The sequence below is a fragment of the Lentzea sp. NPDC059081 genome, from assembly GCF_042738015.1.
Taxonomy (GTDB): domain Bacteria; phylum Actinomycetota; class Actinomycetes; order Mycobacteriales; family Pseudonocardiaceae; genus Lentzea.
On the sequence record NZ_JBHYGW010000049.1, the window covers coordinates 14,604 to 36,472 of the forward strand.

Sequence of the window (21,869 nt, forward strand, 5' to 3'; positions counted from 1 at the left end):
GTCATGGACGAAGACGACCTCGTGCTGCTGATCACCGTGGTGGTCGAGGCAGCGGACGAGCACCAGGCGCGCACCGCGTGCGACGCGCTCATCAGCCGTGCGGGTGCCCAGATAGTGGACGCCCGCGACTGCTCCGACGAGGAGCCGGGCTGCTGGGCCGTCGTCATCACCCGGCCGAGCACCGAGAAGGCCACCCACAACGTCGCCGCGGCCCTCGCCAGGGCCGTCCGGACCTTCGTGCGCGGGCTGGGCGAGGAGTTCGGCACACCGCGCGTGGCGTGCGAACCGCCCACCGCCTGGACCGTTCTGGACGAGCCGGAGCTCATCAGGGCGCTCGTGCCGGGCGCGGAACGCGTCCTAGTCGAGGTCTGGGCCGGAGATGACCCGTTCGGTGCAGGCACTTTGCGTGACAACTCGTCCGTGAAGCCGACGTGATTCACCCGGCCGGTCGGTACTTCTGCACAACAGGCTGTAGAGCTCTTTTGTGAGCGTCACTACACGCTGGGTCAGGGAGCCAGCGCCGCGCCTAACTGATCATTAAAGCAAGGCCCGTTCGAGTGGATTCAGGCATCCACCCGGTTAGCCGATCTTCGCTCTCAACTGTGAAAATCTGGGCACAATCTCTACAGAGGGTGGTTGTACGACCACTCTGTTCCGGGAGGGTTCGGGAGCCGACATGGCCAGCATCGAAGAGGTCCGTGCCGCAATTGCCCAAGCGATCGACAAGGCGAGCCAAAGCCAGTCAGCCCTCCAACAGGCTGCTGAGCTCGCCGAGGACGCCCAGCAGCTGCTGACCTCGGTCACGCAGGGCTCGGTGCAGGCGGACGTCGAGACGACGAACGCCCAGTTCCAGCAGGTCGTCTCCGGGGTGAGCGAGCTGCAGAACTACCTCGGAGCCGGCATTTCCGGGGCCGAGGGCATCAACAGCAGGCTTTGATGGCCTCCATCGCGGAGGTCCGTGCCGCGCTCGAGCAGGCGAGCGAGATCCTGCGCGAGTCGTACCGGAGTGTGCGGTCCGCGCAGGAGGGCCTCGACGAGGCCGTCGCGATCCTCGCCGAGTCGAGCGAGAACCACCACGAGTCACTCCTTCCACCGGAGTTCGTGCGCGCCAAGGAAAAATTCCCCGATCAGCTGGAGTTGATGGTGGGAACCCTAGAGCGCATCCAACGACTCACCGTGGAGCTGTGATGAGCAGGCGGGACGACCGGCGGCGGAAGGTCGAGGAGGCCTTCGCCGAGTTCCAGCACGCCGTGTCGGCGGCGCTGGGCTCGGTGGCGCGCGAGCACAGGGCCCTCGCGACCGAGCACGCGAAGGACATGTTCGAGTTCACCGTACGTGGAATGGGCGTCGACAAAGCGCTTCAGGACAGCGCTTTGAGAGACGTGACGCCGTTCCTGACGGTCGACGAGAAACGCGTGCCGAACCCGCGCCAGGCCCCGCTGTCGATGGCCGAGTTCCAGGACCGCCTCGCCCAGATCAAGCACGACTGGCAGCAGTCGTACCACGAATGGACGACCACGGGCCCGCACCAGCTGACCGAACTGGTGGACGCGGTGGCCCGCGGCCCGGCGTCGCAGCCGCACGAGTCGTGGCTCGGCCATCCCGGCACGCACGACGGCAGCGAGGGCGTGCCGGAGTTGTGGCGGATCGGCACGGGCGTCGTGACGTCGGCGCCGGAAGCCGCGCCGTTCCCCGTCGCCGTGCCGCTGCTCGACCAGTCGCACCTGCACATCGCGTCCACTCCGGACAGCCGCCAGCTCGCGGACACGCTCGTCGAGTCGCTGCTGCTGCGGGTGCTCTCGCACTTCCAGCCGGGGCTCGTGCACGTCCACGTGTGGGACATCGGCCAGCTGACCGGGTCGTTGCCGGGGCTCTACCCGCTGACCCGCGCGAACCTGTTGACGGTGCACGACCCGGCGCGTCTGCACGAGCTGCTCGACGAGCTGTCCGAGCACATCCGGCAGGTGCACACCAAGGTCCTGGTCGACGGGCACCTGACGGTGCGGTCGGTGAGCGGCGAGGGCCGGCGCACCGAACCGTGGCGGATCGCCGTGCTGTTCGGCAACCGCAAGGCGTTGCGCGAGGAGCACCAGCAGCAGCTGCAACGCGTGGCGCGCAACGGTTTGGCGTGCGGCGTGCAGCTGTTCATCGTGGACATCCCGATCACGGTCAACTCGCCGGTGGAGACGGTCTCGTTGCGCGGCGACGGCACCGCGACGTGCACGATGACCGGCAAGCACGTGCGCGTGACGCTGGACCCGGCCTTCCCGCGGACCATGGTGCCGCGTGCCTGCGCCGCGATCGCGGAGAAGCGCGAGGAACGCCGTGCGCGCATGGGCAAGTTCGACGACCTGCTGCCCGACCGGCCGTGGACGGAGAGCTCGGCGGCGGGAGTCATCGCTCCCGTCGGGTTCGACGACGGCGAGCAGGTCTGCGTGCAGCTCGGCGACACCTCGCCGCACGCGTTGATCGGCGGGCCCTCCGGTTCCGGCAAGACGAACTTCCTCTACGCGATGCTCGGCTCGCTGTGCGCGCGGTACTCGCCGGACGAGCTCGAGCTCTACCTGCTGGACTTCAAGGAAGGCGTGTCGTTCGCGCAGTTCGCGCCGGGCCGCAAGGACAAGTCCTGGCTGCCGCACGCGCGCCTGGTCGGCGTGAACGTCAACACCGACCGCGAGTTCGGCGTGGCGCTGCTGCGGTTCCTGGCCGACGAGATGCGCAGGCGCGCGGATGCGGCCAAGCAGCACGAGGTCACGAAGCTCGAGCACCTGCGCACCGAGGACCCGCACGGCCGCTGGCCGCGGATCGTCGCGGTGATCGACGAGTTCCAGTACCTCTTCGGCGAGCGCGACCAGGTGACGGCCGCCGCGACGCAGCTGCTGGAGGACGTGGCGCGGCGCGGTCGTTCGCAGGGCATCCACCTGGTGCTGTCGTCGCAGGACGTCTCGGGCATCGAAGGGTTCTGGGGCAAGTCGGCGATCTTCGAGCAGTTCACGGTCCGCATCGCGCTGCCGAAGGCCCGCCGCGTGCTGGCGGAGCCGCAGAACGACGCCGCCGTGGAGCTCCCCCGCTGGCACGCGGTGATCAACCACGAGTCGGGCGTGAAGCCGGGCAACGAGATCTGCCGCATCCCGGACTCGACGTCCAGGGGCACCATGGACTCCCTGCAGATCGACCTGTGGCAACGCCGACCGGGTCAGGCGCCGGGCCTGTTCGACGGCAGCAAGATCCCGCTGATCGACGCCATGCCGGACTTCTCCGACCTGCGACCGGGTGAGGCATCGCCTACCGTGCTCCTCGGACAGGTCATCGACGTCGCGGGCAGCGCGGCACGGGTCCGCTTCGCCCGCACGCCGGGCCGCAACATCGCGGTGATCGGCTCGGTGGTCCAGGACGCGGCCGCCGTGCTCGGCGGAGCGGCCGCGTCGCTGGGCAGGCAGCACCACCCGAACGAGGCGGTGTTCACGCTGGCCTGCCTGGTCGAGGAGGCGATGCCGTCGGCGTTGCACCTGGCCAAGCGCCTGAAGGCGGACGGCCACCACGCCCCGGTGATCGGCATCGAGAACGTCCGCGAGGTGCTGAACGCGACCGCGGCCGGGCTGCAGTCGATCGGCAAGGGCGAGTCGGAGACTCCGCTGACACCGCACTACCTGGTGCTCTACGGCGTGGACGCCGCACAGACGTTGCTGGAGCAGAAGGATCCGGCGACGAGGGCGTCCGCTTTGGACAGTCTGCGGACCGTGCTCAAGCACGGCCCGGAGAACCGCACGCACGTGCTGGGCTGGTGGCGCGGCGTGCAGCGGCTCAAGGCGGCCCTGCCGCCCGGTGTGTACGACGACATCGGCGCCTGGGTGGCGTTCGACGTCCAGGGCAAGGAACTGCTGTCGCTCGGGCCGGAGCAGGTGATGTCGTGGTCGCCGAGGCCACGCCGCGGCCTGTTCTTCGACAGGTTCGAGCACTCCCGTCCGCAGGTGATCATCCCGTTCGACACAGGAGAAGCGTGATGAACCCGATGATGACGACCATGTTCGACCCGGTCCCGTCGCAGCGCAGGAGCGAGGAGGTGATCGGTGTGCCCGCGATGTCCGCTGTCGAGCGCTACAAGGAGATCATCGCCATCGCCACGGAAGCGGCAGCCCGCCAGCGCAAGCTGGACGAGGTGCGGTGCACCGAGCTCGCGGAGCGGCTCGCGGCGACCCAGGAGCAGATCGCCGAGGTGCGCGACCGCGAGAGGGTCGTGCGGATGGGCGCCGCCCTGCACTGGGAGCAGGCGGTGGAGCAGCTCTGGAACGAGCGCTGGCTGCAGATGGTCACCTTCCCGCTGCCGGACGAGACGGTCCTGCCCCGCCCGCAGGGCGAGTACAACAGGGCGATGGACAACGCGTACCAGCTGCTGGAGGACTCGCTCGCGAAGCGGACCCTGTTGCGCCGCAAGCAGAAGGACTGAGTGCGCCGCTTACGCACCACGACCTGCGTGCAGGAGGCCAGCGACGACAGCCTCGTCCGCTGGGCAGCCCAGGCACTGACGGCCGGCGGTGCAGCCTGGGAGCACAACGGCGCGGTGGCGGTGCACGCCCCGTGCCTGACCAGACGACGCCGCCTGATCCTCTCGGGCCCACCGGAGGGCGTGGCGTCCCTGCTGTCCGCGCACGGCCGCGGCGTGGACCTGCGCCCGTTGCTGGAGAAGCACCTGGCCGAGCAGGTCACCGAGCTCATGCCCACGCCGTGGGTCGAGGACAAGCCCTTCGGCTGGATGGACCGCACCGGCACCCTGGACCCGCCGGACGGCGCCCGCTGGCTGCAGAACACCGACGAGGTCGGCCCGCTGCTCGAAGCAGCCAACCCGAGCTCGTGGGCCTGGCCCGGCGAGAAGGGCGTCACCCGCTGGGCGGGCGTCCACGAGAACGACACCCTGGTGGCCACGGCCGCGGAAGCCTGGTCGTCGACGGACGTGGGCTTCATGATGGGCGTCGGCGTCCACCCCGCCCACACCGGCAAGGGCCTGGGCTACCGCGTGTGCCAGTTCGTCACGTCGTCCCTGCTCACCCTCTACGGCACGGCAGCGCTCTTCGTGGAGAACTACAACACCACGGCCATCGCCCTCTACCGCAAACTCGGCTACACCTACCGCGACGTCACGACGATCCTGCCTGCGGCTTAGCTCACAACCAGGAACAGTGGTCTCCGACAGCCGGTTGAAACGGATAGTTCATCCGCGCAACACGACAGGAGATGGCCACACCATGACCACCGCACTGGAAGTCCGGCTCGCCTCCCGCCCGAAGGGCTGGCCGACCGAGGACAACTTCGAGATCGCCGAGGTGGAGGTCCCCACCCCGGCCGAAGGCCAGATCCTGGTGCGCAACGTGGTCATGAGCGTCGACCCGTACATGCGGGGCCGCATGAACGACGTCAAGTCCTACACCCCGCCCTTCCAGGTGGGCGCCCCCATGGACGGCGGCGCGGTAGGCGAGGTCGTCACCTCGAACTCCCCGGACTTCCAGCCGGGCGACCACGTCCTGCACGGCCTGGGCTGGCGCGAGTACGCCGTGGTGGACGCCAGGCACGCCGTGAAGGTAGACGCCGAGGTGGCCCCGCTGACGGCCTACCTGGGCGTCCTGGGCATGCCGGGCCTGACCGCCTACGCGGGCCTCCTGGCCACCGCCGAGTTCAAGGAGGGCGACGCCGTCTTCGTCTCGGGAGCAGCCGGCGCGGTGGGCCAGATCGTGGGCCAGATCGCCCGCCTGAAGGGCGCCTCCCGCGTCATCGGCTCCGCGGGCTCCGCCGACAAGGTCAAGCACCTGACCGAGGAACTGGGCTTCGACGCGGCCTTCAACTACAAGGACGGCCCAGTCGCCGACCAACTGGCCGCAGCCGCCCCCGACGGCATCGACGTCTACTTCGACAACGTGGGCGGCGAACACCTGGAAGCGGCCATCGCCAACCTGAACCTGCACGGCCGGGTCACCATCTGCGGCGCCATCGCCCAGTACAACGACACCGAACCCGCCAAGGCCCCGCGCAACCTGGTCCAGCTCATCGCCAAGCGCCTCACCCTGCGCGGCATGCTGGTGGGCGACCACCGCGGCCTGCAGCCGCAGTTCATCAAGGAAGTGGCGGCCTGGATCGCCTCCGGAGACCTCAAGTACTCCGAGACGGTGATCGAGGGCGGCATCCGCAAGGCACCGGAGGCTTTCCTGGGCCTGCTGAAGGGCGAGAACACCGGCAAGATGCTGGTGAAGCTCTAGCACGAGGCCGAAGGCGAGCCGCTTTGGCTCTTGGCTTTTGAGCGAAGCTCTCCGCGGTGGGGTCCCCATCACGAGTCGCGCCACAGCTCTCGCTGCAACGAGGTAGGGGTGTCAACCCGGCACGCTTTTCGCCGGGTTGACACCCCTACCTCGTTGTGGCCGGCTCCTGGTGCGACTTGTGATGGGGACCCCACCGCTACGCAACCACGAACGCAACCGGCAGCCGCCCAACACAAACAGGCGTGCCATCTACCTGCTGGGGGCGTGGTACCCCCTGATCAGATTGCCGGGGGTCCGGGGGCAGAGCCCCTGGGGGAAGCACGCAACAGGAACCGGCTCAAATCAACTTGCCCGGATTCAAAATCCCAGTCGGATCAACGGAAGCCTTAACAGCACGCAACACCGAAACCCCCACAGCCCCGATCTCCGACTCCAACCAAGGCCGATGATCCCGCCCAACAGCATGGTGATGGGTAATCGTCCCCAGCCGAGATACAACATCAGAAGCAGCAACCTTCGCCCGCTCCCACTGCCCAACCGGATCCGAAAGATCCCGAGGCACCAACACCGTGAAGTACAACGAAGCCCCAGTCTCATAAGCATGCGAGACGTGGCACATCACAATCGGCGCCCCGAGCTCGGCAACCAACGCCTCCCGAACAGCCTCCCGCAAAGCGGAAACCGAAGACCACCGAGTGGCCGTCTCCAAAGTCTCGACACAAACCCCGGCATCCAAAAGCGCATCCCGCTGCCGAGGCCCGTTGAACCGCCCGTGCAACCAGGAAGCCCCCATAGCCCGCCCAAGCCGAACGACCTTGTGCCCACGCAACACACGCAAAGTCGCGGAACGGGACCGACCCTCCCACCCGAGGATCACCAAACAGGGCTGACGAACCCCACGAGCCCGCAGGTACTTCTGCACCACAGCAGCCCGAGACCCGGCCAGCGCCAGCGCAACCTCAGTCTCGTCCACATCGGACAGACGAGTCACATCCGCAAGAGCCCCGGCCTGGGCAAGGGAGCGAACCAGCGAGACCCCGGCCTCCCACCCGTCCACCACGAACCCCTCGTACCGAGGCGCACCGGGCCGAGGCCGAACCCGCAAGGACACCTCGGTGATGACCCCGAACAGCCCTTCGCTCCCCAACACCACCTGCTTCAGGTCCGGCCCGGCAGCGGAAGCAGGCGCCCCACCGACCACCCACTCCCCCACCGGGGTGGCCACCCGGACAGACTCGACCATGTCCTCGAACCGGCCGTACCCGGACGAAGCCTGACCAGCGGACCGAGTCGCAGCGAACCCACCAATGGTCGCCCGCTCGAAAGACTGCGGCGCATGCCCGAGCGTGAACCCGTGCTCCCCCAGCAACCGCTCGACCTCAGGCCCGGTCACACCAGCCTGCACCACGGCCACCCGGGACACCGGGTCGACGGACACCAACGACCCGAGCCCGGCCAGATCGAGCGCCACCACGGCCGACTTGGCCCCGCGCAACGCCTCGACACCGCCGACGACAGAGGTCCCGCCGCCGAAGGGCACCACAGCGAGGTCGTACTCGACGCAGACCTTCAGGACCTCGGCGACCTCTTCCGGCGACGCCGGCTGGACCACCGCGTCGGGAACGGCCAGAGACCCGTGCCCCCGACGCCGCAACAGGTCGAGGTACGAGAGCCCACCAGCCCGGCCGAGCCGATCCTCCGCGTCGACGGACACGGCGCTGACCGCCTCCAGGGCGGTGAACGCGTCCTCGGACAGCGCCGACTCGGGCACCGAGACCGGCGCCTCCGGCAACGGTTCCCCCAGCCCGACCCGAGCCCGCAGCCAGGACAGCGCGTGCTCGGGCAACGGCGTCGTCTCCACAGTCCATCTGGCCCTGGTCACTGCTACAGTGTTACACATGACGTCTCAACGTCACACCCATGACGCCCTGCTCGACGCCACCCGCGAGTGCGTGCTCGAGGTGGGAGTGCGCAGAACAACCCTCACCGACGTGGCCAAACGCGCCAACGTCAGCAGGATGACGCTCTACCGCCGCTACCCGGACGTCGACCACCTGGTCAGGGCACTGATGACCAGGGAGTTCGCCACCCTGCTGGAGGCGGTCGAGAAGGCCACCCGGCACGGCAACGCCCGGGAGCAGCTGGTCAGGCGGTCCACCGACGGCGTCCGACTGATGTCGTCGAACCCGCTCATGCAACGCGTCCTCCAGCTCGACGCCGATCTGATGCTCCCGTACCTGACCGACCGGCTGGGCAGCACGCAGCGGCTGGTCGAGCAGTTCCTCGTCGGGCAGATCGAGGCGGGCCACCTGGACGGCTCGATCCGGTTCGGCGACGCCAAGACGCAGGCGCGCATCGTGCTGCTGACCACGCAGTCGATGGTGCTGTCGATGCGGCCCGCGACGTCGGGGCTCGACTTCATCCCGCTGATCGAGGAGCTCGCGAAGCAGCTGGACGGAGCACTGAAGCCGTGAACACGTCCCTGAACGCCGCTCGCCGGCTGCAGGACCTCGAGGCAGCCCAGCAGGAGGTCGCCGACGTGCTCGTCGTCGGCGGCGGGGTCACCGGCGCGGGGGTCGCGCTCGACGCGGCCTCCCGCGGCCTCAGGACGGTCCTGCTGGAGGCGCACGACCTGGCGTTCGGGACTTCTCGGTGGTCCAGCAAGCTCGTCCACGGCGGTCTGCGCTACCTCGCGAAGGGCGACGTGAAGCTCGCCCACGAGAGCGCGGTCGAACGCGGCATCCTGATGACCAGGACGGCGCCGCACCTCACCCGCACGCTGCCGATGCTGTTCCCGTTGCACGCCAACGCGAACCACTTCGTGATGGCCGGGCTGAAGGCGGGCAACGCGCTGCGCATCGCCGCCGGCACGCCCGCCTCGGTGCTGCCGCGGCCGCGCCGGGTGCCGAAGCACGAGGCGCTGGCGCTGGTTCCCGGTCTGGACCCCGCGGACCTCACCGGCGGCCTGCTCAACTACGACGGCCAGCTCGTCGACGACGCCCAGCTCGTCGTGGCACTGGCCCGCACCGCCGCCGGGTACGGCGCGAAGATCCTCACGCGGGCGAAGGTCCTGACGCTGCAAGGCGATGGCGCCGAGGCCGAGGACACGCTCACCGGCACGAGGGTCACCATCAGGGCCAAGGCGGTGATCAACGCGACGGGTGTCTGGGCCGGCACGCTCGCGCCCGTGCACCTGCGCCCGTCCCGCGGCTCGCACCTGGTGGTGGACGCGAAGGCCGCCGGCATCACCGGCACCGCGCTGACGATCGCGGTGCCCGGCGAGCGCAACCGGTACGCGTTCCTGCTGCCCCAGGCGAACGGCCGCGCGTACCTCGGCCTGACCGACGAGCCCGTGGACGAGATCCCGGACGTCCCCGCGGTGCCGGAGTCCGATGTGGACTTCCTGCTCCAGACGGCGTCCTCGGTGCTGCACCGGGAACTGACGCGAGCGGACGTGATCGGCAGCTACGCGGGCCTGCGTCCGCTGCTGGAGGCCGAGGGCACGACGGCGGACCTGTCCCGCCACCACGCGGTGCTGAGGGCACCCAACGGCGTGATCACGATCGTCGGCGGCAAGCTCACCACCTACCGCAGGATGGCCGCGGACGCGGTCGACGCGACGAACCTGACGCAGATCCTCTGCCGCACCAAGGACATCCGTCTGGTCGACGACCGGCCGACCCCCACCACTCCGATCGCGCCGGGCGTCACCGAGGCCGACGTCGTCCACGCGATCACGCACGAGGGCGCGCTGGACGCCGACGACGTCCTCGACCGGCGCACCCGCATCGGCCTGGTGCCCGCGGACCGCGAGAAGGCCGCACCGGAGATCGCGAAGCTCCTCGCCGCGGTGTGACCGCGACGCGAAGAACACGGCGACACGAGAAACGGGGCGCCCCGTGCGGGACGCCCCGTTCTCAGCGCAAGAACGTCAGCAGAGGATCACTCGCCGATGACCGGCTTCGCGGCCTTGGGCGGGTCGACCAGCGCGTCGCCCTCGATCCGCACCTTCCGCTTGTGCTCGCCGTCGCCGCCCTGCTGACCGCCGGCACCGGCGCCACCCATGGGCATGCCGCCCATCATGCCGCCGGCCGCACCACCGGGACCGCGCGGAGCACCACCGGCGGCAGCCGCACCCGCGGCCGCACCGCCCGCGGCACCCTGCGACATGACACCGGCCGCGCCGCCGAACTGCGTCGCCGCGGTACCACCGGCGCCACCGCCACCGGCAGGACCACCGCCGAGACCGGCCGGCATTCCGCCGCCGCCGCCGCTCATGCCCTTGGGGATGCCGCCGCCTCCGCCACCACCACCGCCGCCACCGGCCGAAGCCGCCGTCGCGGCGTGGTCGGTCGTCGTCGGGCGGTACCAGTCGGAGTTGCCGCCGGTCGTCGGCATGGTGCCGATCGACGGGGGCTTGGGGACGTTGCCACCGGCCGCCGTCGTCGTGTCGGGCTCCCAGTGACCGGGGACCCACCGGCCGGGACCGGTGCCCGTTCCGGCACCGCCACCCGCTCCGGAGCCGGGCGGGGTGTAGGGCGAGCCGACCTGGCCGCCACCGGCACCGCCGCCCGCGCCACCACCGGCGCCGCCCTGGGAGGAGCCGGGAGGCGTGTAGATCGGCCGGACGGACGGACCGGCGCCGACACCGGGTCCCTGGCCGTACGAGCCCTGCCAGCCGCTCGCGTCGCCGCCCTGGTAGCCGGGACGGACGTTGCTCAGGCCGTCGCCACCGGTGTTGCGGCCGGGGGCGTTGCCGTTCGCACCGCTGGTGAACGTGCCGCCGGCACCGCCGTGGGCGCGGTCCTGCTCGGAGCCGCTCAGGCCGTCGAAGCCGCCGGAGGTCGGCCGGCCGATGCCGCCCGCGCCGCCGGAGCCCTTGTTCGCCATCGTGGAGATCGCGTCGATGACCTGCTCGGCGATCTTCGCGATGTTGGTGACCTGCTTGATCAGGTTCATCAGCTTCTGCACGGAGCCGACGAGCTTCTGCAGGAAGTCGGCCAGCTTCTTCGCGTAGTTGACCGCGGTGGTGACGATGTCCGCGATCGCGCCCGCGATGGCCGCGCCGAAGGTCAGGAACGACGCCGCCAGCCACTGGATGATCTTCATGACCATGTCGGACACGGCCTGGCTGATCAGGTCCATGATCATCTTGCGGACGGTGCCGACCAGCTCACCCGCGCCCTTGACCGCACCCGCGATGCCCTCGACGGACTTCGCCAGGGTCTCGAGGCCGCCCGCGTGCTTCTTGGCGGCGGCGCGGTAGCCGTCGGCCGCCCTGCCCTGCCACTCGCGGGTCTGGGAGACGCAGATCTTCTGGTACTCGGCGGCGATCTCGTGGACCTGCTTGCCGGCGTTCTGGAACGACTGCGACATCTTCGCGATCGACTCGGGGCTGCCGAGCAGCACGTCGAACGGCTCGCGCAGGAAGTCGACGTGCTGGATGGCCCAGCTGAAGCCGGCGGAGAGGAAGCCGCTCAGCGGGTTCGACGCCATGCCGACGATGCCCATGGCCGAGTTCGCGATGCCGAGGCCCGCGTTGACCCAGTCGCCCCGCTCGATGGCGGAGTAGGTGTTCGAGATGTTGCTGATCAGCTGCTGGGTGTCCTGGCCGCTGGACTGCGTAGCGGGGGCGTTCATCCCCGGCCTCCCTTGAAGCCGAACATGTTGTCGAGGTCGACCTGCTCGTACTGCTCGATGGTCTGCTTGAGCCCCTGGCCCATGTCCATGAGCGAGTTGGCGGCCTTGCCGAGCCCGTCCTGCGACAGACCGGCCTCCTGGAGGACCTTCTGGGCCAGGAACCCGAGGAAGACGCCGAAGGCCTCGGTCGTGAGCGCGCCCGGATCGCACGTCTCCGTGGCCTTGCGCATCCGTTCCATGAGCCGGTCCACGCTCGCGGCGTGGGATCTCAGCTCATCGAGATCGATGTTGAAGTGTGATGACTGCATCGCCTACCCCCTCCTGCACTCAGGCCATGACGTCGGGCGGGTTGGTGAAGTACTCGTCGTCGGGCCGCGTGTCCTTGCGCTCCAACTCCGACTTCGGTTTCTCCTCGTCGGTTCCGTCTCCCGCGTATCCGTTCGGCATCTGCGCCTTCACGAACTCGAGGGCGGGGCTGTCACCGACGAAGTCCGTCATGATCTGGACGACTCGGCCGGAGGCGTCGCGCTGGGCCTTCGTCGAGGCCGCGAGCACTGCCGATGCGATCTCGCTGGGGTCCATGCCGCGGGCTTCCGGCTTGATCTGGAGATCGGTCAACACGCCAGTTGCGTTAACCGTCACCGTGATCAGGCCGTCCGGCGAGCTGGCGCTCCCGCCCACCCCTCCGAGCTGGTCGCGTGCCTGCTCAGCGTTCTGCTTCGCCTGCTCGATCTTGGCCCCGTACTGCGCGAGCCACTGGTCCGGGTCAATGGGCTGCATGGTCACCCCCGTTGAGTGAATTGGTCGTTCGTTCGATTCGCCGTAGACGCCCGTATCGTTTCACCCGTTCCCTGCTCATCGATACTTTGAGTCGGATTACCGCCATCCGGGCTAACGAAGGGGTGCACCGTGCCTGAGGGGGTGCTGGAGATCGACGCGGTCTCCAAGCGCTACGGGGAGGTCGTGGCCCTGCGGGACATGTCTTTCGACGTGCGCGCGGGAGAGCTCTTCGGGTTCGTCGGCAGCAACGGCGCCGGGAAGACCACGACCATGCGCATCGCGCTGGGCGTGCTCGCGGCCGACTCCGGCGAGGTGCGGTGGAACGGCAGAGCCGTCGACCTCGACACCCGCCGCCGGATCGGCTACATGCCGGAGGAGCGCGGCCTCTACCCGCGGATGAAGGTGCTCGACCAGCTCGTCTACCTGGCCGAGCTGCACGGCATGGGCACCAACGAGGCCCACACGAGCGCGGAGAACTGGATCGCGCGCCTCGGGCTGCGCGACCGCCGCTCGGACGAGGTGCAGCGCCTCAGCCTCGGCAACCAGCAGCGCGTGCAGCTCGCCGCCGCGCTGGTGCACGAGCCGGACGTGCTGGTGCTCGACGAGCCGTTCTCGGGCCTCGACCCGGTCGCGGTGGACGTGATGAGCCAGGTCCTGCGCGAGAAGGCGTCGGCGGGCGTGCCCGTGGTGTTCTCGAGCCACCAGCTCGACCTGGTCGAACGGCTGTGCGACCGGGTGGGCATCGTGAGCGAGGGCTCGATGGTCGCGAGCGGAACGGTGGATGAACTTCGCTCCAGCGGGGTGGCCCGGCTGGTCGTGGAGTCGCCGACGACCGAGTGGGCTGCCACGCTGGGCGGTGTGCGGGTGATCGAGAGGAACGGGACGCGCTGCGTGCTCGAGCTCGCCGACGGCGTCGACGACCAGGTGGTCCTGCACGCCGCGCTCGCCGCGGGTCCCGTGCACGAGTTCTCCCGCCAGCGCCCGTCGCTGACCGAGCTCTTCCGCAACGTCGTGACCACCGAGAGCAGGAGCGCATGACGTCGTCCCGTGCGGTGGCGCTGGTGGCGAAGCGCGAGTTCGTCACGAAGGTGCGCACCAGGTCGTTCCTCATCGGCACCGCGGTGATCATCGCCGTGCTCGCCGGGTACGTGGTGCTGCAGTCGTTCCTCTTCGACGACCAGCAGCACAGCGTCGTGGGTCTCTCCGGGCAGGCGACGCAGCTCGCGGACCCGTTGAAGGAGAAGGCGAAGTCGTTCGGCATCGAGGTCGAGACGCGGGACGTGACGACCGCGGGCAACGCCGAGCAGGAGGTCCGCGACGGCGCGCTGGACGCGCTGGTGACCGGTGCTCCGCCGGAGCTGAAGATGATCGTCAAGGGCTCCGGCGACGAGGTGCTGACGACGGCGCTGAACGACGTGCTGCGCCAGCAGGTGCTGACCGCGCAGCTCGCGGAGGCCGGCATCACTCCGCAGGAGGTCGCGGAGAGCCTCGCGAACGCCAGGGTGGCCGTCACGGCGCTGGAACCCGTTGACCCGCAACGGGGTCAGCGCCTCGCGATCGGGTTGATCGTGGCCGCGCTGCTGTACTACTCGCTGCTGGTCTACGGCACGATGGTCGCGCAGGGCGTCGTGGAGGAGAAGTCGAGCCGGGTCGTGGAGATCCTGCTCGCGACGGTCCGCCCGTGGCAGTTGTTGCTGGGCAAGGTGATCGGGCTCGGCGCGGTCGGTCTGCTGCAGCTGCTGGTGATCTCGTCGGTGGGTCTCGTGCTCTCGTCGACGTTCGACGTGGTCGACGTCGGCGCGCTCGGCGGGGCCGCGTTGCTGACGGGCGTGCTCTGGTACCTGCTCGGGTTCTTCCTGTACGCCACGGTGTTCGCGGCCGCCGCGTCGCTCGTGTCGCGGCAGGAGGAGCTGCAGTCGGTGCTGACGCCGATCAGCATGACGATCATCGTGGCGTTCGTGGCCGGCATCAACCTGATGATCGGCAGCCCGTCCGGCTCCGCCGTCACGGTGCTGTCGCTGCTGCCGCCGTTCGCCCCGATCCTGATGCCGGGCCGGATGGCGCTGGGCGTCGCGCCGGCGTGGCAGGTGGGGCTCGCGGTCGTGCTCGCCCTGGCGGCCATCGCGGCGATCACCTGGCTGGGCGGCAAGGTCTACGCGAACGCCGTGCTGAGGACCGGCGCCCGCGTCAAGCTCCGCGAGGCGCTCAGGACCTGATGGCCTGGTAGCGGTCGAGCGCGACCTGGCGTTCGACCGCGTGGTCGACGATCGGCGTGATGTCCGGCGAGTCGGGCGCGTACTTCCGCACGTACGCGCCGTCCGGGTCGAACTTCTTCTGCTGCGTCGTCGGGTTGAAGATCCGGAAGAACGGCGCCGCGTCCGTGCCGCAGCCCGCGACCCACTGCCAGTTGTGCTGGTTGGACGCCAAGTCGCCGTCGACCAGGTGCTCCATGAAGTGCCGCGCGCCCCACCACCACGGCAGGTGCAGGTCCTTGACGAGGAAGCTCGCGACGATCATGCGCACCCGGTTGTGCATGAAGCCCTCTTGCAGCAGCTGCCGCATGCCCGCGTCGACGATCGGGAAGCCGGTGCGGCCCTGCTTCCAGGCCTCGAACAGCTCCGCGTCGTCGTCGTGCACCATCCGGTCGAACTTGCGGTCGAGGTTCTCCCGCGCGGTCTCCGGCTTGTGCCACAACACATCGGCGTAGAACTCGCGCCACGCGAGCTCGCTGCGGTACGTGCCGTCGCAGTCCTGCAGGAGCGTGCGGGGGTGCAGGACACCCCACCGCAGGAACGCCGACATCCTGCTCGTCGCGTCCAGGTCGGGACGGTCGCGGGTGTCGTCGTAGTCCTCGAGGCGTTCGTCGCGGAACTTCTCCCACAACGCCAGCGCGTCCGGGAGTTTCTCCTTCGCCTTCGGGATCTTCGTGTTGTTGGTGGGCTTCATCCAGTCCACAGTGGAGGCATCGGTGTCGGCCGGTTTGCGCCAGCCGTGGTGCAGCCACGCGTTGCGGAACGGCGTGAAGACCTTGAACGGCGTGCCGTCGCCCTTGAGCACCCGCCCCGGCGCCACGGCGTAGGGCGAGCCGGAACGGACGAGCTCGATGTCCCCCAACGCTTCCTCGACGGCCTCGTCCCGCCTGCGCCCGTACGGCGCGTAGTCCGCGGAGATGTGCACGCTGCCCGCGCCGATCTCCTTCGCGACGCGCGGCACGGTCTTCACCGGGTCGCCGTGGACGACCATCAGCCGGCCGCCGAGTTCGTCGTTCAGGGCGTGCAGGCACTGGTGCAGGAAATCGATGCGCGGCTGCCCCGACGGTTTCAGCAACCGGTCGTCGAGAACGAACAGTCCGAGCGCCTTGGGCGACCTTTCCGCGGCAGCGAGAATCGCCGGGTGATCGGATGTCCGCAGATCACGGCGGAACCAGACGAGCGAGGGTTGGGAACTCACCGCTCGAAGCTAAGACGAGCGGGGCACGCCTGCATGACAGGCGTGCCCCGCTCGGGTGAAGCAATGCGTGACTAGCGGTTCTCCATCGCGACGAAGTCCCGCTCCACCGGGCCGGTGTAGATCTGCCGCGGACGGCCGATCTTCGTGGCCGGGTCGTTGATCATCTCGCGCCAGTGCGCGATCCAGCCGGGGAGCCGGCCGAGCGCGAACAGCACGGTGAAGAACTTGGTCGGGAAGCCCATCGCCCGGTAGATCAGACCCGTGTAGAAGTCCACGTTCGGGTAGAGCTTGCGGGAGATGAAGTAGTCGTCCGCGAGGGCCGTCTCCTCGAGCTGCTTGGCGATGTCGAGGAGCTGGTCGTCGGCGCCGAGCTTGTTGAGGATCTCGTCGGCCGTCTTCTTGATGATCGCGGCGCGCGGGTCGTAGTTCTTGTAGACCCGGTGGCCGAAGCCCATCAGGCGGACGCCGTCCTCCTTGTTCTTGACCTTGTTGACGAACGACGCCACGTCGCCGCCGTCGGCCTTGATCTTCTCGAGCATCTCCAGCACCGCGCTGTTCGCGCCGCCGTGCAGCGGACCGAACAGGGCGTTGATGCCCGCGGAGATGGACGCGAAGAGGTTGGCCTCGGACGAGCCGACCAGGCGCACCGTCGACGTGGAGCAGTTCTGCTCGTGGTCGGCGTGCAGGATGAACAGCAGGTCGAGCGCGCGGACCAGGTCCGGGTCGAGGTCGTAGGCCTCTGCCGGGAAGCCGAAGGTCATGCGCAGGAAGTTCTCCACCAGGCCAAGGGAGTTGTCCGGGTAGAGGAACGGCTGGCCGACCGACTTCTTGTACGCGTAGGCCGCGATGGTCGGGAGCTTGGCCAGCAGGCGGATCGTGGAGATCTCCACCTGGTTCGCGTCGAACGGCGACAGCGAGTCCTGGTAGAAGGTCGACAGCGCGGAGACCGCGGACGACAGCACCGGCATCGGGTGCGCGTCGCGGGGGAAGCCGTCGAAGAAGCGCTTGAGGTCCTCGTGCAGCAGCGTGTGCCTGCTGATCTTCTTGTTGAAGTCCTCGAGCTGCGCGGCGGTCGGAAGCTCGCCGTAGATCAGGAGGTAGGAGACCTCCGCGAAGTTCGAACGCGCGGCCAGCTGCTCGATCGGGTACCCGCGGTAACGCAGGATTCCGGCGTCACCGTCGATGTAGGTGATCTCGGAGGAGCAGGAGGCCGTGTTGACGAAACCGGAGTCCAGGGTTACCAGACCGGTGGTCGACAGCAGCTTGCCGAGTTCGATGCCGGACGCGCCTTCGGACGCCCGCACCACCTTCATCTCGAGCTCTCCGCCCCCGTGGCGCAGCGCGACGGTCTGTGGGTCGGTCGGCGCAGTCGTCGCGTCGGGCATTCAAGTCCCTCTCAACGCTCGGACGGGGTGGCGGCAGGTCGCACGGCCTGCCGTCGTCTCGGACCACCCCGTTGGGATCTGAGTCTTCAAGTTCACCCACGCTAGTCGGCGAAAGGCCCGCCCCGCAGCAGCGGTGTGAACCGATTCTGTGAGATGGGACCGGCATCACATCCGTAATGCCAGTTTCCAGCGCGGCAACCCCACGGTAGTCCGATCCTGCGCTTTATCCACCCAACGCGGCGGTGAGTTCGCTCGCAAAGGGCGGTTCGGCACCCGCACGGGAACATGTGATCGCGGCGGCCGCACCGGCGTACGTCAACGCCTCGGTCCATTCCTCGCGTGAGAGCGCGCGCACCTTCTCCGCGTCGAGCGCGTCGTGGTCGTGCAGCCACGCGAGCAGGGCACCTTGCACCGTGTCGCCCGCCCCGATCGTGTCGACCACGTCCACCTTCACGGGTGGCACGTCGACCTGGTCCGTGGCGGTGATCACGGAAAGACCGTCCCCGCCCTTGGTCAGCACGACGGCGGCCGGTCCCTGTGAAATCCACGTCCTTGCGATCTCGATCACGTCGGCGCTGTCGGAGTCGGCGAGCCACCGCGCGTCCTCGACGGACACCTTCAGCAACCCGACGTCGGGCAGCCACGACGTGAACCGCTTGCGGTAGGCGCCCGGATCCTCGATGAGCCCTGCCCGGATGTTGGGGTCGAGGGCGGTCAGGGCGCGCTTGCTCTCGCGCCGCAGCACCTTCTCGTACTCGGACGCGCCGGGCTCCAGCACCAACGACAGCGTGCCGAACGAGACGGCCCTGACGTCCGCGGCCAGCGGGCCGGGGTCCTCGACGAGCCGGTCGGCCGTGCCCTCGACGTAGAACGCGTAGCGCGCGGACCCGTCCTCGGCGAGCCCGACGACGGCGAGCGTGGTGTTCTCCTGTCCACGTTGGACCAGATCCGTGCTCACCCCGGAAGCGTGCAGCCGCTTGACCAACTGCTCGCCGAAGTGGTCCGTCGACACCCGCGACAGGAAACCCGTCGGCACGTCCAGCCGCCCGAGCGCCACGGCCACGTTGTACGGCCCGCCACCGAGCTTCGGCGCGAGCGGCGTGAGCTCGTCGTCCCCCACCGGCACCATGTCGACCAGCGCCTCACCAGCAACCACGATCACGCGTCCGACTCCTTCTGCCCAGCGCCCGTCCTCTGGAGCCCATCCAACAACAGTTCACCCAGGGCGGTGAACGCCTCGGCGTCCGAAACACCTGCCCGTTTCGTGAGGACACCCGTCTGGATGCTCTCGATGAGCAACCCGGCCATCTCCGCGAAGAGCGTCGCGTGCACCTCGCGGAACACGTGCAGCTCCACACCGTCCTGGATGAACGACTTGATGCGCTCGGCGGCGGCGCGGGCGTTGCGCTCGTACGTGGCCCGCGTGGGCGGGAAGTCCGACACGTCGGCGATGAACGCCACCGACGCCTTCGACAGCTCCTCCGCGGCCCCCGCGAGGTAGCTGCCGATGCGTTTGCGCACGTCGTTGAGGCCCGCGATGCGTTTCTCGATCCGCTCGGCCGCGCCCTTGAAGTACCGCCCGACCACCCGCACGGCCAGCTGCTCCTTGCTGCCGGCGAGCGCGTACAGCGTCGACTTCGAGCAGTGCAGCCTGCCCGCGATGTCATCGAGCGTGAGATGCCCGAAGCCCTCGGTGAGGAACAAGGCCTCCAACCGGGTGAGCAGCTCGGCCTGCCGCTGCGTGAGAGCCCGCGTCATAGGTGACGACCCTGCCACATTCACTGGCTGCTGTACTGCACAACGCACTAGAGTACAGCTACCAGTACACAACGGAGGTCGACGATGCCCGCCGAGCGGCTGCTCCCCACGCAAGAGGCCGAGGACCTGATCGCGCTGGTCAAGGAGATCGCGCGGGACGAGCTCAAGCCCCACGCGGCCGACGCCGAGGAGAACGAGAAGTTCCCCCGCGACGCGTTCCGCCTGCTGGGCAGGTCGGGCCTGCTCGGCCTCCCGTACCCGGAGGAGTTCGGCGGCGGCGAGCAGCCCTACGAGGTCTACCTCCAGGCCCTCGAAGAGGTCGCCTCGGCGTGGATGACGGTCGCCGTGGGCCTCAGCGTCCACGTGATGTCCTGCTACGGCCTGGCCACCTTCGGCACCCGCGAGCAGCAGGACCGCTGGCTCCCCGAGATGCTGGAGGGCGAGCTCCTCGGCGGCTACGCCCTCTCCGAGGTCCAGGCGGGCTCCGACCCGGCCGCCATGTCGACCAGGGCGGTCCGCAAGGGCTCCGAGTACACCGTGAACGGCACCAAGGCGTGGATCACCCACGCCGGCGCCGCCGACTTCTACACCCTGATGGCCCGCACGTCCCCCGACGCGGGCCGCGGCATCTCCTGCTTCCTCGCCCCCGGCGAGACCAGGGGCCTCACCGCCCTCACCCCGGAGCGCAAGATGGGCCTGACCGGCTCCATCACCGCCCAGCTGGAGTTCGACGACGTCACCTTCGGTGCCGACCGCCTGATCGGCGAGGAGGGCGACGGCCTCAAGATCGCTCTGTCCGCTTTGGACTCGGGCCGCCTGGGCATCGCCGCCTGCGCGGTGGGTCTCGCCCAGGCAGCCCTCGACGAGGCGGTCACCTACGCCAAGACCCGCACCCAGTTCGGCCGCCCGATCATCGAGTTCCAGGGCCTCGAGTTCCTGCTGGCCGACATGGCAGCAGCAGTCGAGTCGGCCAGGGCCACCTACATCTCGGCAGCCCGCCGCCGCGACCGGGGCCTCCCGTTCCGCCAGCAGGCCTCCATCGCCAAGCTGGTCGCCACCGACGCGGCCATGAAGGTGACCACCGACGCCGTCCAGGTACTCGGCGGCGCCGGCTACACCCGCGACTTCCCGGTGGAGCGCTACATGCGCGAGGCCAAAGTCCTGCAGATCTTCGAGGGCACCAACCAGATCCAGCGCCTCGTCATCGGCAGGGGCCTCCGCTAGTCCTCGCGGTAGAAGGGGTCGACCACGACCCCTTCTCCCTTGGCGTCATCGAACGCGTAGACCTCTCGCCCCTGCACGAACACCCGCAACGCCCGGCTCATGACGTCCAACGGGTCACCGGACCAGATCACCACGTCCCCGTCGAGCCCCGGCTTCAACGACCCGACCCGGTCGTCCAGCCCCATGATCCGAGCCGGGTTGGTCGTGATGGACTGCAACGCCACCTCCCGGTCCAATCCTTCTTTCACCGCCAACGTGGCCTGGTGCACCAGGAAGTGAATGGGCACAACGGGATGGTCCGTCGTGATCGCCAACTCCACCCCGGCCCGCGCCAGAATCCCCGGGTTCCGCAGCCCCCGGTTCCGCAGCTCCACTTTGGACCGCGACGTGAACAACGGCCCGATGATCACCGGAATCCGCTTCTCCGCGATGACGTCCGCGATCAGATGCCCCTCGGTCCCGTGGTTCAGGATCAACCGGTACCCGAACTCCTCGGACAACCGAATCGCCGTGGCGATGTCATCGGCCCGGTGCGCGTGCTGGCACCACCCCAACTCACCGGAGAGCACCTTCCCCAGGATCTCCAACGTCGGGTTGCGGTCGAAGGCCTTCCCATCAGCCTCCGCCTCGGCCTTCTTGGCAAGATAGTCCTGCGCCTTGGTCAACTCGTCCCGGATGACAGCAGCGACACCCTGCCGAGTGGCCGGCAACTTCCCCTTCTCGCCATAAACCCGCTTGGGATTCTCCCCCAGCGCGCTCTTCACGCTGACGGGCTCCTTCACGAGCATCTCGTCGACAGTCCGCCCCCAACACTTGACGGCAACAGTCTGCCCACCGATGGGGTTACCGGACCCAGGCTTGATCACAGCGGTGGTCACCCCACCGCTCAACGCATCGGCAAAGCCGAGATCAGCGGGGTTGATCGCATCCAACGCCCGCATCCGAGCCCCGACAGGATCAGTCATCTCGTTGGTGTCCTGCCCAGCCCACCCAGCAGCCTCCTCATGCACACCGATGTGCCCATGAGCCTCGACAAAGCCGGGCAAGACCCAGGCCCCTCCGGCATCAACAACCGAAACCCCGTCAGGAACCGACACATCAGCCCCCACGGCAACGATCTTCCCGTTCTGAATGAGGACAGTGCCGCCGGAAACGGGCGAACCGTCCACGGGCACGACATAACCACCGGTGATCGCGATGTCCATGGTTAGCAACGCTAACGGTCAACCAGACGAGAGGCCACCCCAAGCGAAGCCGAAGGCGAGCACACGCGAAGGCGAAGCCGAGCAGCTTTGAGCCAAGAGCGCCCGCGGTGGGGTCCCGTCACGAGTCGCACCACAGCACTCGCTGCAACGAGATGGGGGTGTCAAACGGCCACGCTTTT

The 21,869-nt window shown here is 68.8% G+C and carries 21 protein-coding genes; 12 read left to right on the plus strand and 9 right to left on the minus strand.

Annotated features, from left to right (window positions below):
- Positions 1-3: 3 nt before the first annotated feature.
- From ACFWV3_RS44180 to ACFWV3_RS44210, 7 genes are all read left to right on the plus strand, one after another.
- The gene (locus ACFWV3_RS44180) at positions 4-435 is read left to right on the plus strand and encodes a hypothetical protein (protein WP_382420074.1); all 432 of its coding nucleotides are present in this window, start codon (positions 4-6) and stop codon (positions 433-435) included.
- Between the two features lie 241 nt (positions 436-676).
- A complete protein-coding gene (locus ACFWV3_RS44185) occupies positions 677-937 on the plus strand; it encodes a hypothetical protein (protein ID WP_053731857.1) in 261 nt (86 codons plus the stop codon).
- Positions 937-1,188, plus strand: a complete 252-nt coding sequence (locus tag ACFWV3_RS44190; RefSeq protein WP_382420076.1) for a hypothetical protein — start codon at positions 937-939, stop codon at positions 1,186-1,188. The genes ACFWV3_RS44185 and ACFWV3_RS44190 overlap by 1 nt, the downstream gene beginning before the upstream one ends.
- Positions 1,188-4,004 carry an FtsK/SpoIIIE domain-containing protein gene (locus ACFWV3_RS44195; RefSeq protein WP_382420078.1) on the plus strand — a complete coding sequence of 939 codons (2,817 nt, stop codon included), beginning with the start codon at positions 1,188-1,190 and terminating at the stop codon, positions 4,002-4,004. Before ACFWV3_RS44190 ends, ACFWV3_RS44195 begins: the two co-directional genes overlap by 1 nt.
- Positions 4,004-4,447 carry a hypothetical protein gene (locus ACFWV3_RS44200; RefSeq protein ID WP_382420080.1) on the plus strand — a complete coding sequence of 148 codons (444 nt, stop codon included), beginning with the start codon at positions 4,004-4,006 and terminating at the stop codon, positions 4,445-4,447. The genes ACFWV3_RS44195 and ACFWV3_RS44200 overlap by 1 nt, the downstream gene beginning before the upstream one ends.
- On the plus strand, positions 4,448-5,161 hold the full coding sequence (locus ACFWV3_RS44205) for a GNAT family N-acetyltransferase (protein ID WP_382420082.1): 714 nt from the start codon (positions 4,448-4,450) through the stop codon (positions 5,159-5,161). It abuts the gene before it with no gap.
- A gap of 82 nt (positions 5,162-5,243) precedes the next feature.
- The gene (locus ACFWV3_RS44210) at positions 5,244-6,248 is read left to right on the plus strand and encodes an NADP-dependent oxidoreductase (RefSeq protein ID WP_382420084.1); all 1,005 of its coding nucleotides are present in this window, start codon (positions 5,244-5,246) and stop codon (positions 6,246-6,248) included.
- Positions 6,249-6,585: 337 nt separating this feature from the next.
- On the opposite strand, the gene ACFWV3_RS44215 is transcribed toward ACFWV3_RS44210, so the two are convergent.
- Positions 6,586-8,148, minus strand: a complete 1,563-nt coding sequence (locus ACFWV3_RS44215; RefSeq protein ID WP_382420086.1) for an FAD-binding oxidoreductase — start codon at positions 8,146-8,148, stop codon at positions 6,586-6,588.
- Between ACFWV3_RS44215 and ACFWV3_RS44220 the strand changes: the two genes are divergently transcribed.
- Positions 8,147-8,722, plus strand: coding sequence for a TetR/AcrR family transcriptional regulator (locus ACFWV3_RS44220; RefSeq protein WP_382420087.1), 576 nt, complete (start codon positions 8,147-8,149; stop codon positions 8,720-8,722). The two genes, ACFWV3_RS44215 and ACFWV3_RS44220, sit on opposite strands and share 2 nt — an antisense overlap.
- On the plus strand, positions 8,719-10,104 hold the full coding sequence (locus ACFWV3_RS44225; RefSeq protein ID WP_382420089.1) for a glycerol-3-phosphate dehydrogenase/oxidase: 1,386 nt from the start codon (positions 8,719-8,721) through the stop codon (positions 10,102-10,104). The genes ACFWV3_RS44220 and ACFWV3_RS44225 overlap by 4 nt, the downstream gene beginning before the upstream one ends.
- Before the next feature lie 86 nt (positions 10,105-10,190).
- Here ACFWV3_RS44225 and ACFWV3_RS44230 read toward each other — a convergent pair whose 3' ends face one another.
- The 3 genes from ACFWV3_RS44230 to ACFWV3_RS44240 are packed head-to-tail and all read right to left on the minus strand — an operon-like array spanning position 10,191 to position 12,668.
- Positions 10,191-11,888, minus strand: a complete 1,698-nt coding sequence (locus ACFWV3_RS44230; RefSeq protein ID WP_382420091.1) for a WXG100 family type VII secretion target — start codon at positions 11,886-11,888, stop codon at positions 10,191-10,193.
- Entirely contained in the window at positions 11,885-12,196 is a 312-nt protein-coding gene (locus ACFWV3_RS44235) for a hypothetical protein (RefSeq protein ID WP_382420093.1), read from the minus strand. Before ACFWV3_RS44235 ends, ACFWV3_RS44230 begins: the two co-directional genes overlap by 4 nt.
- 19 nt (positions 12,197-12,215) lie before the next feature.
- The gene (locus tag ACFWV3_RS44240) at positions 12,216-12,668 is read right to left on the minus strand and encodes a YbaB/EbfC family nucleoid-associated protein (protein ID WP_382420113.1); all 453 of its coding nucleotides are present in this window, start codon (positions 12,666-12,668) and stop codon (positions 12,216-12,218) included.
- A gap of 129 nt (positions 12,669-12,797) precedes the next feature.
- Here ACFWV3_RS44240 and ACFWV3_RS44245 point away from each other — a divergent pair, with 129 nt between their 5' ends.
- Together ACFWV3_RS44245 and ACFWV3_RS44250 are read left to right on the plus strand one after the other, a co-directional pair.
- A complete protein-coding gene (locus ACFWV3_RS44245) occupies positions 12,798-13,706 on the plus strand; it encodes an ABC transporter ATP-binding protein (protein ID WP_382420095.1) in 909 nt (302 codons plus the stop codon).
- A complete protein-coding gene (locus ACFWV3_RS44250; protein ID WP_382420097.1) occupies positions 13,703-14,884 on the plus strand; it encodes an ABC transporter permease in 1,182 nt (393 codons plus the stop codon). Before ACFWV3_RS44245 ends, ACFWV3_RS44250 begins: the two co-directional genes overlap by 4 nt.
- Here the strand turns inward: ACFWV3_RS44250 and ACFWV3_RS44255 are convergent.
- From ACFWV3_RS44255 to ACFWV3_RS44270, 4 genes are all read right to left on the minus strand, one after another.
- On the minus strand, positions 14,874-16,118 hold the full coding sequence (locus tag ACFWV3_RS44255; protein ID WP_382420099.1) for a cryptochrome/photolyase family protein: 1,245 nt from the start codon (positions 16,116-16,118) through the stop codon (positions 14,874-14,876). The two genes, ACFWV3_RS44250 and ACFWV3_RS44255, sit on opposite strands and share 11 nt — an antisense overlap.
- Positions 16,119-16,189: 71 nt before the next feature.
- Positions 16,190-17,503: a citrate synthase gene (locus ACFWV3_RS44260; RefSeq protein WP_382420101.1), complete on the minus strand. Its 1,314-nt coding sequence runs from the start codon at positions 17,501-17,503 to the stop codon at positions 16,190-16,192.
- A gap of 223 nt (positions 17,504-17,726) precedes the next feature.
- Positions 17,727-18,665, minus strand: coding sequence for a carbohydrate kinase (locus ACFWV3_RS44265; protein WP_382420103.1), 939 nt, complete (start codon positions 18,663-18,665; stop codon positions 17,727-17,729).
- Positions 18,662-19,261: a TetR/AcrR family transcriptional regulator gene (locus ACFWV3_RS44270; protein ID WP_382420105.1), complete on the minus strand. Its 600-nt coding sequence runs from the start codon at positions 19,259-19,261 to the stop codon at positions 18,662-18,664. The genes ACFWV3_RS44265 and ACFWV3_RS44270 overlap by 4 nt, the downstream gene beginning before the upstream one ends.
- An 84-nt stretch (positions 19,262-19,345) precedes the next feature.
- Between ACFWV3_RS44270 and ACFWV3_RS44275 the strand changes: the two genes are divergently transcribed.
- The gene (locus ACFWV3_RS44275) at positions 19,346-20,485 is read left to right on the plus strand and encodes an acyl-CoA dehydrogenase family protein (protein WP_382420107.1); all 1,140 of its coding nucleotides are present in this window, start codon (positions 19,346-19,348) and stop codon (positions 20,483-20,485) included.
- Here the strand turns inward: ACFWV3_RS44275 and ACFWV3_RS44280 are convergent.
- The gene (locus tag ACFWV3_RS44280; RefSeq protein WP_382420109.1) at positions 20,482-21,690 is read right to left on the minus strand and encodes an amidohydrolase; all 1,209 of its coding nucleotides are present in this window, start codon (positions 21,688-21,690) and stop codon (positions 20,482-20,484) included. The genes ACFWV3_RS44275 and ACFWV3_RS44280 overlap by 4 nt on opposite strands.
- Between the last annotated feature and the right edge of the window lie 179 nt (positions 21,691-21,869).

Coding starts and splice junctions, on each gene's coding strand:
- ACFWV3_RS44280 (WP_382420109.1), bottom strand. CDS start 21,690: ATGGACATCGCGATCACCGGTGGTTATGTCGTGCCCGTGGACGGTTCG.
- ACFWV3_RS44250 (WP_382420097.1), top strand. CDS start 13,703: ATGACGTCGTCCCGTGCGGTGGCGCTGGTGGCGAAGCGCGAGTTCGTC.
- ACFWV3_RS44215 (WP_382420086.1), bottom strand. CDS start 8,148: ATGTGTAACACTGTAGCAGTGACCAGGGCCAGATGGACTGTGGAGACG.
- ACFWV3_RS44240 (WP_382420113.1), bottom strand. CDS start 12,668: ATGCAGCCCATTGACCCGGACCAGTGGCTCGCGCAGTACGGGGCCAAG.
- ACFWV3_RS44270 (WP_382420105.1), bottom strand. CDS start 19,261: ATGACGCGGGCTCTCACGCAGCGGCAGGCCGAGCTGCTCACCCGGTTG.
- ACFWV3_RS44275 (WP_382420107.1), top strand. CDS start 19,346: ATGCCCGCCGAGCGGCTGCTCCCCACGCAAGAGGCCGAGGACCTGATC.
- ACFWV3_RS44235 (WP_382420093.1), bottom strand. CDS start 12,196: ATGCAGTCATCACACTTCAACATCGATCTCGATGAGCTGAGATCCCAC.
- ACFWV3_RS44220 (WP_382420087.1), top strand. CDS start 8,147: ATGACGTCTCAACGTCACACCCATGACGCCCTGCTCGACGCCACCCGC.
- ACFWV3_RS44190 (WP_382420076.1), top strand. CDS start 937: ATGGCCTCCATCGCGGAGGTCCGTGCCGCGCTCGAGCAGGCGAGCGAG.
- ACFWV3_RS44210 (WP_382420084.1), top strand. CDS start 5,244: ATGACCACCGCACTGGAAGTCCGGCTCGCCTCCCGCCCGAAGGGCTGG.
- ACFWV3_RS44260 (WP_382420101.1), bottom strand. CDS start 17,503: ATGCCCGACGCGACGACTGCGCCGACCGACCCACAGACCGTCGCGCTG.
- ACFWV3_RS44200 (WP_382420080.1), top strand. CDS start 4,004: ATGAACCCGATGATGACGACCATGTTCGACCCGGTCCCGTCGCAGCGC.
- ACFWV3_RS44195 (WP_382420078.1), top strand. CDS start 1,188: ATGAGCAGGCGGGACGACCGGCGGCGGAAGGTCGAGGAGGCCTTCGCC.
- ACFWV3_RS44230 (WP_382420091.1), bottom strand. CDS start 11,888: ATGAACGCCCCCGCTACGCAGTCCAGCGGCCAGGACACCCAGCAGCTG.
- ACFWV3_RS44185 (WP_053731857.1), top strand. CDS start 677: ATGGCCAGCATCGAAGAGGTCCGTGCCGCAATTGCCCAAGCGATCGAC.
- ACFWV3_RS44180 (WP_382420074.1), top strand. CDS start 4: ATGGACGAAGACGACCTCGTGCTGCTGATCACCGTGGTGGTCGAGGCA.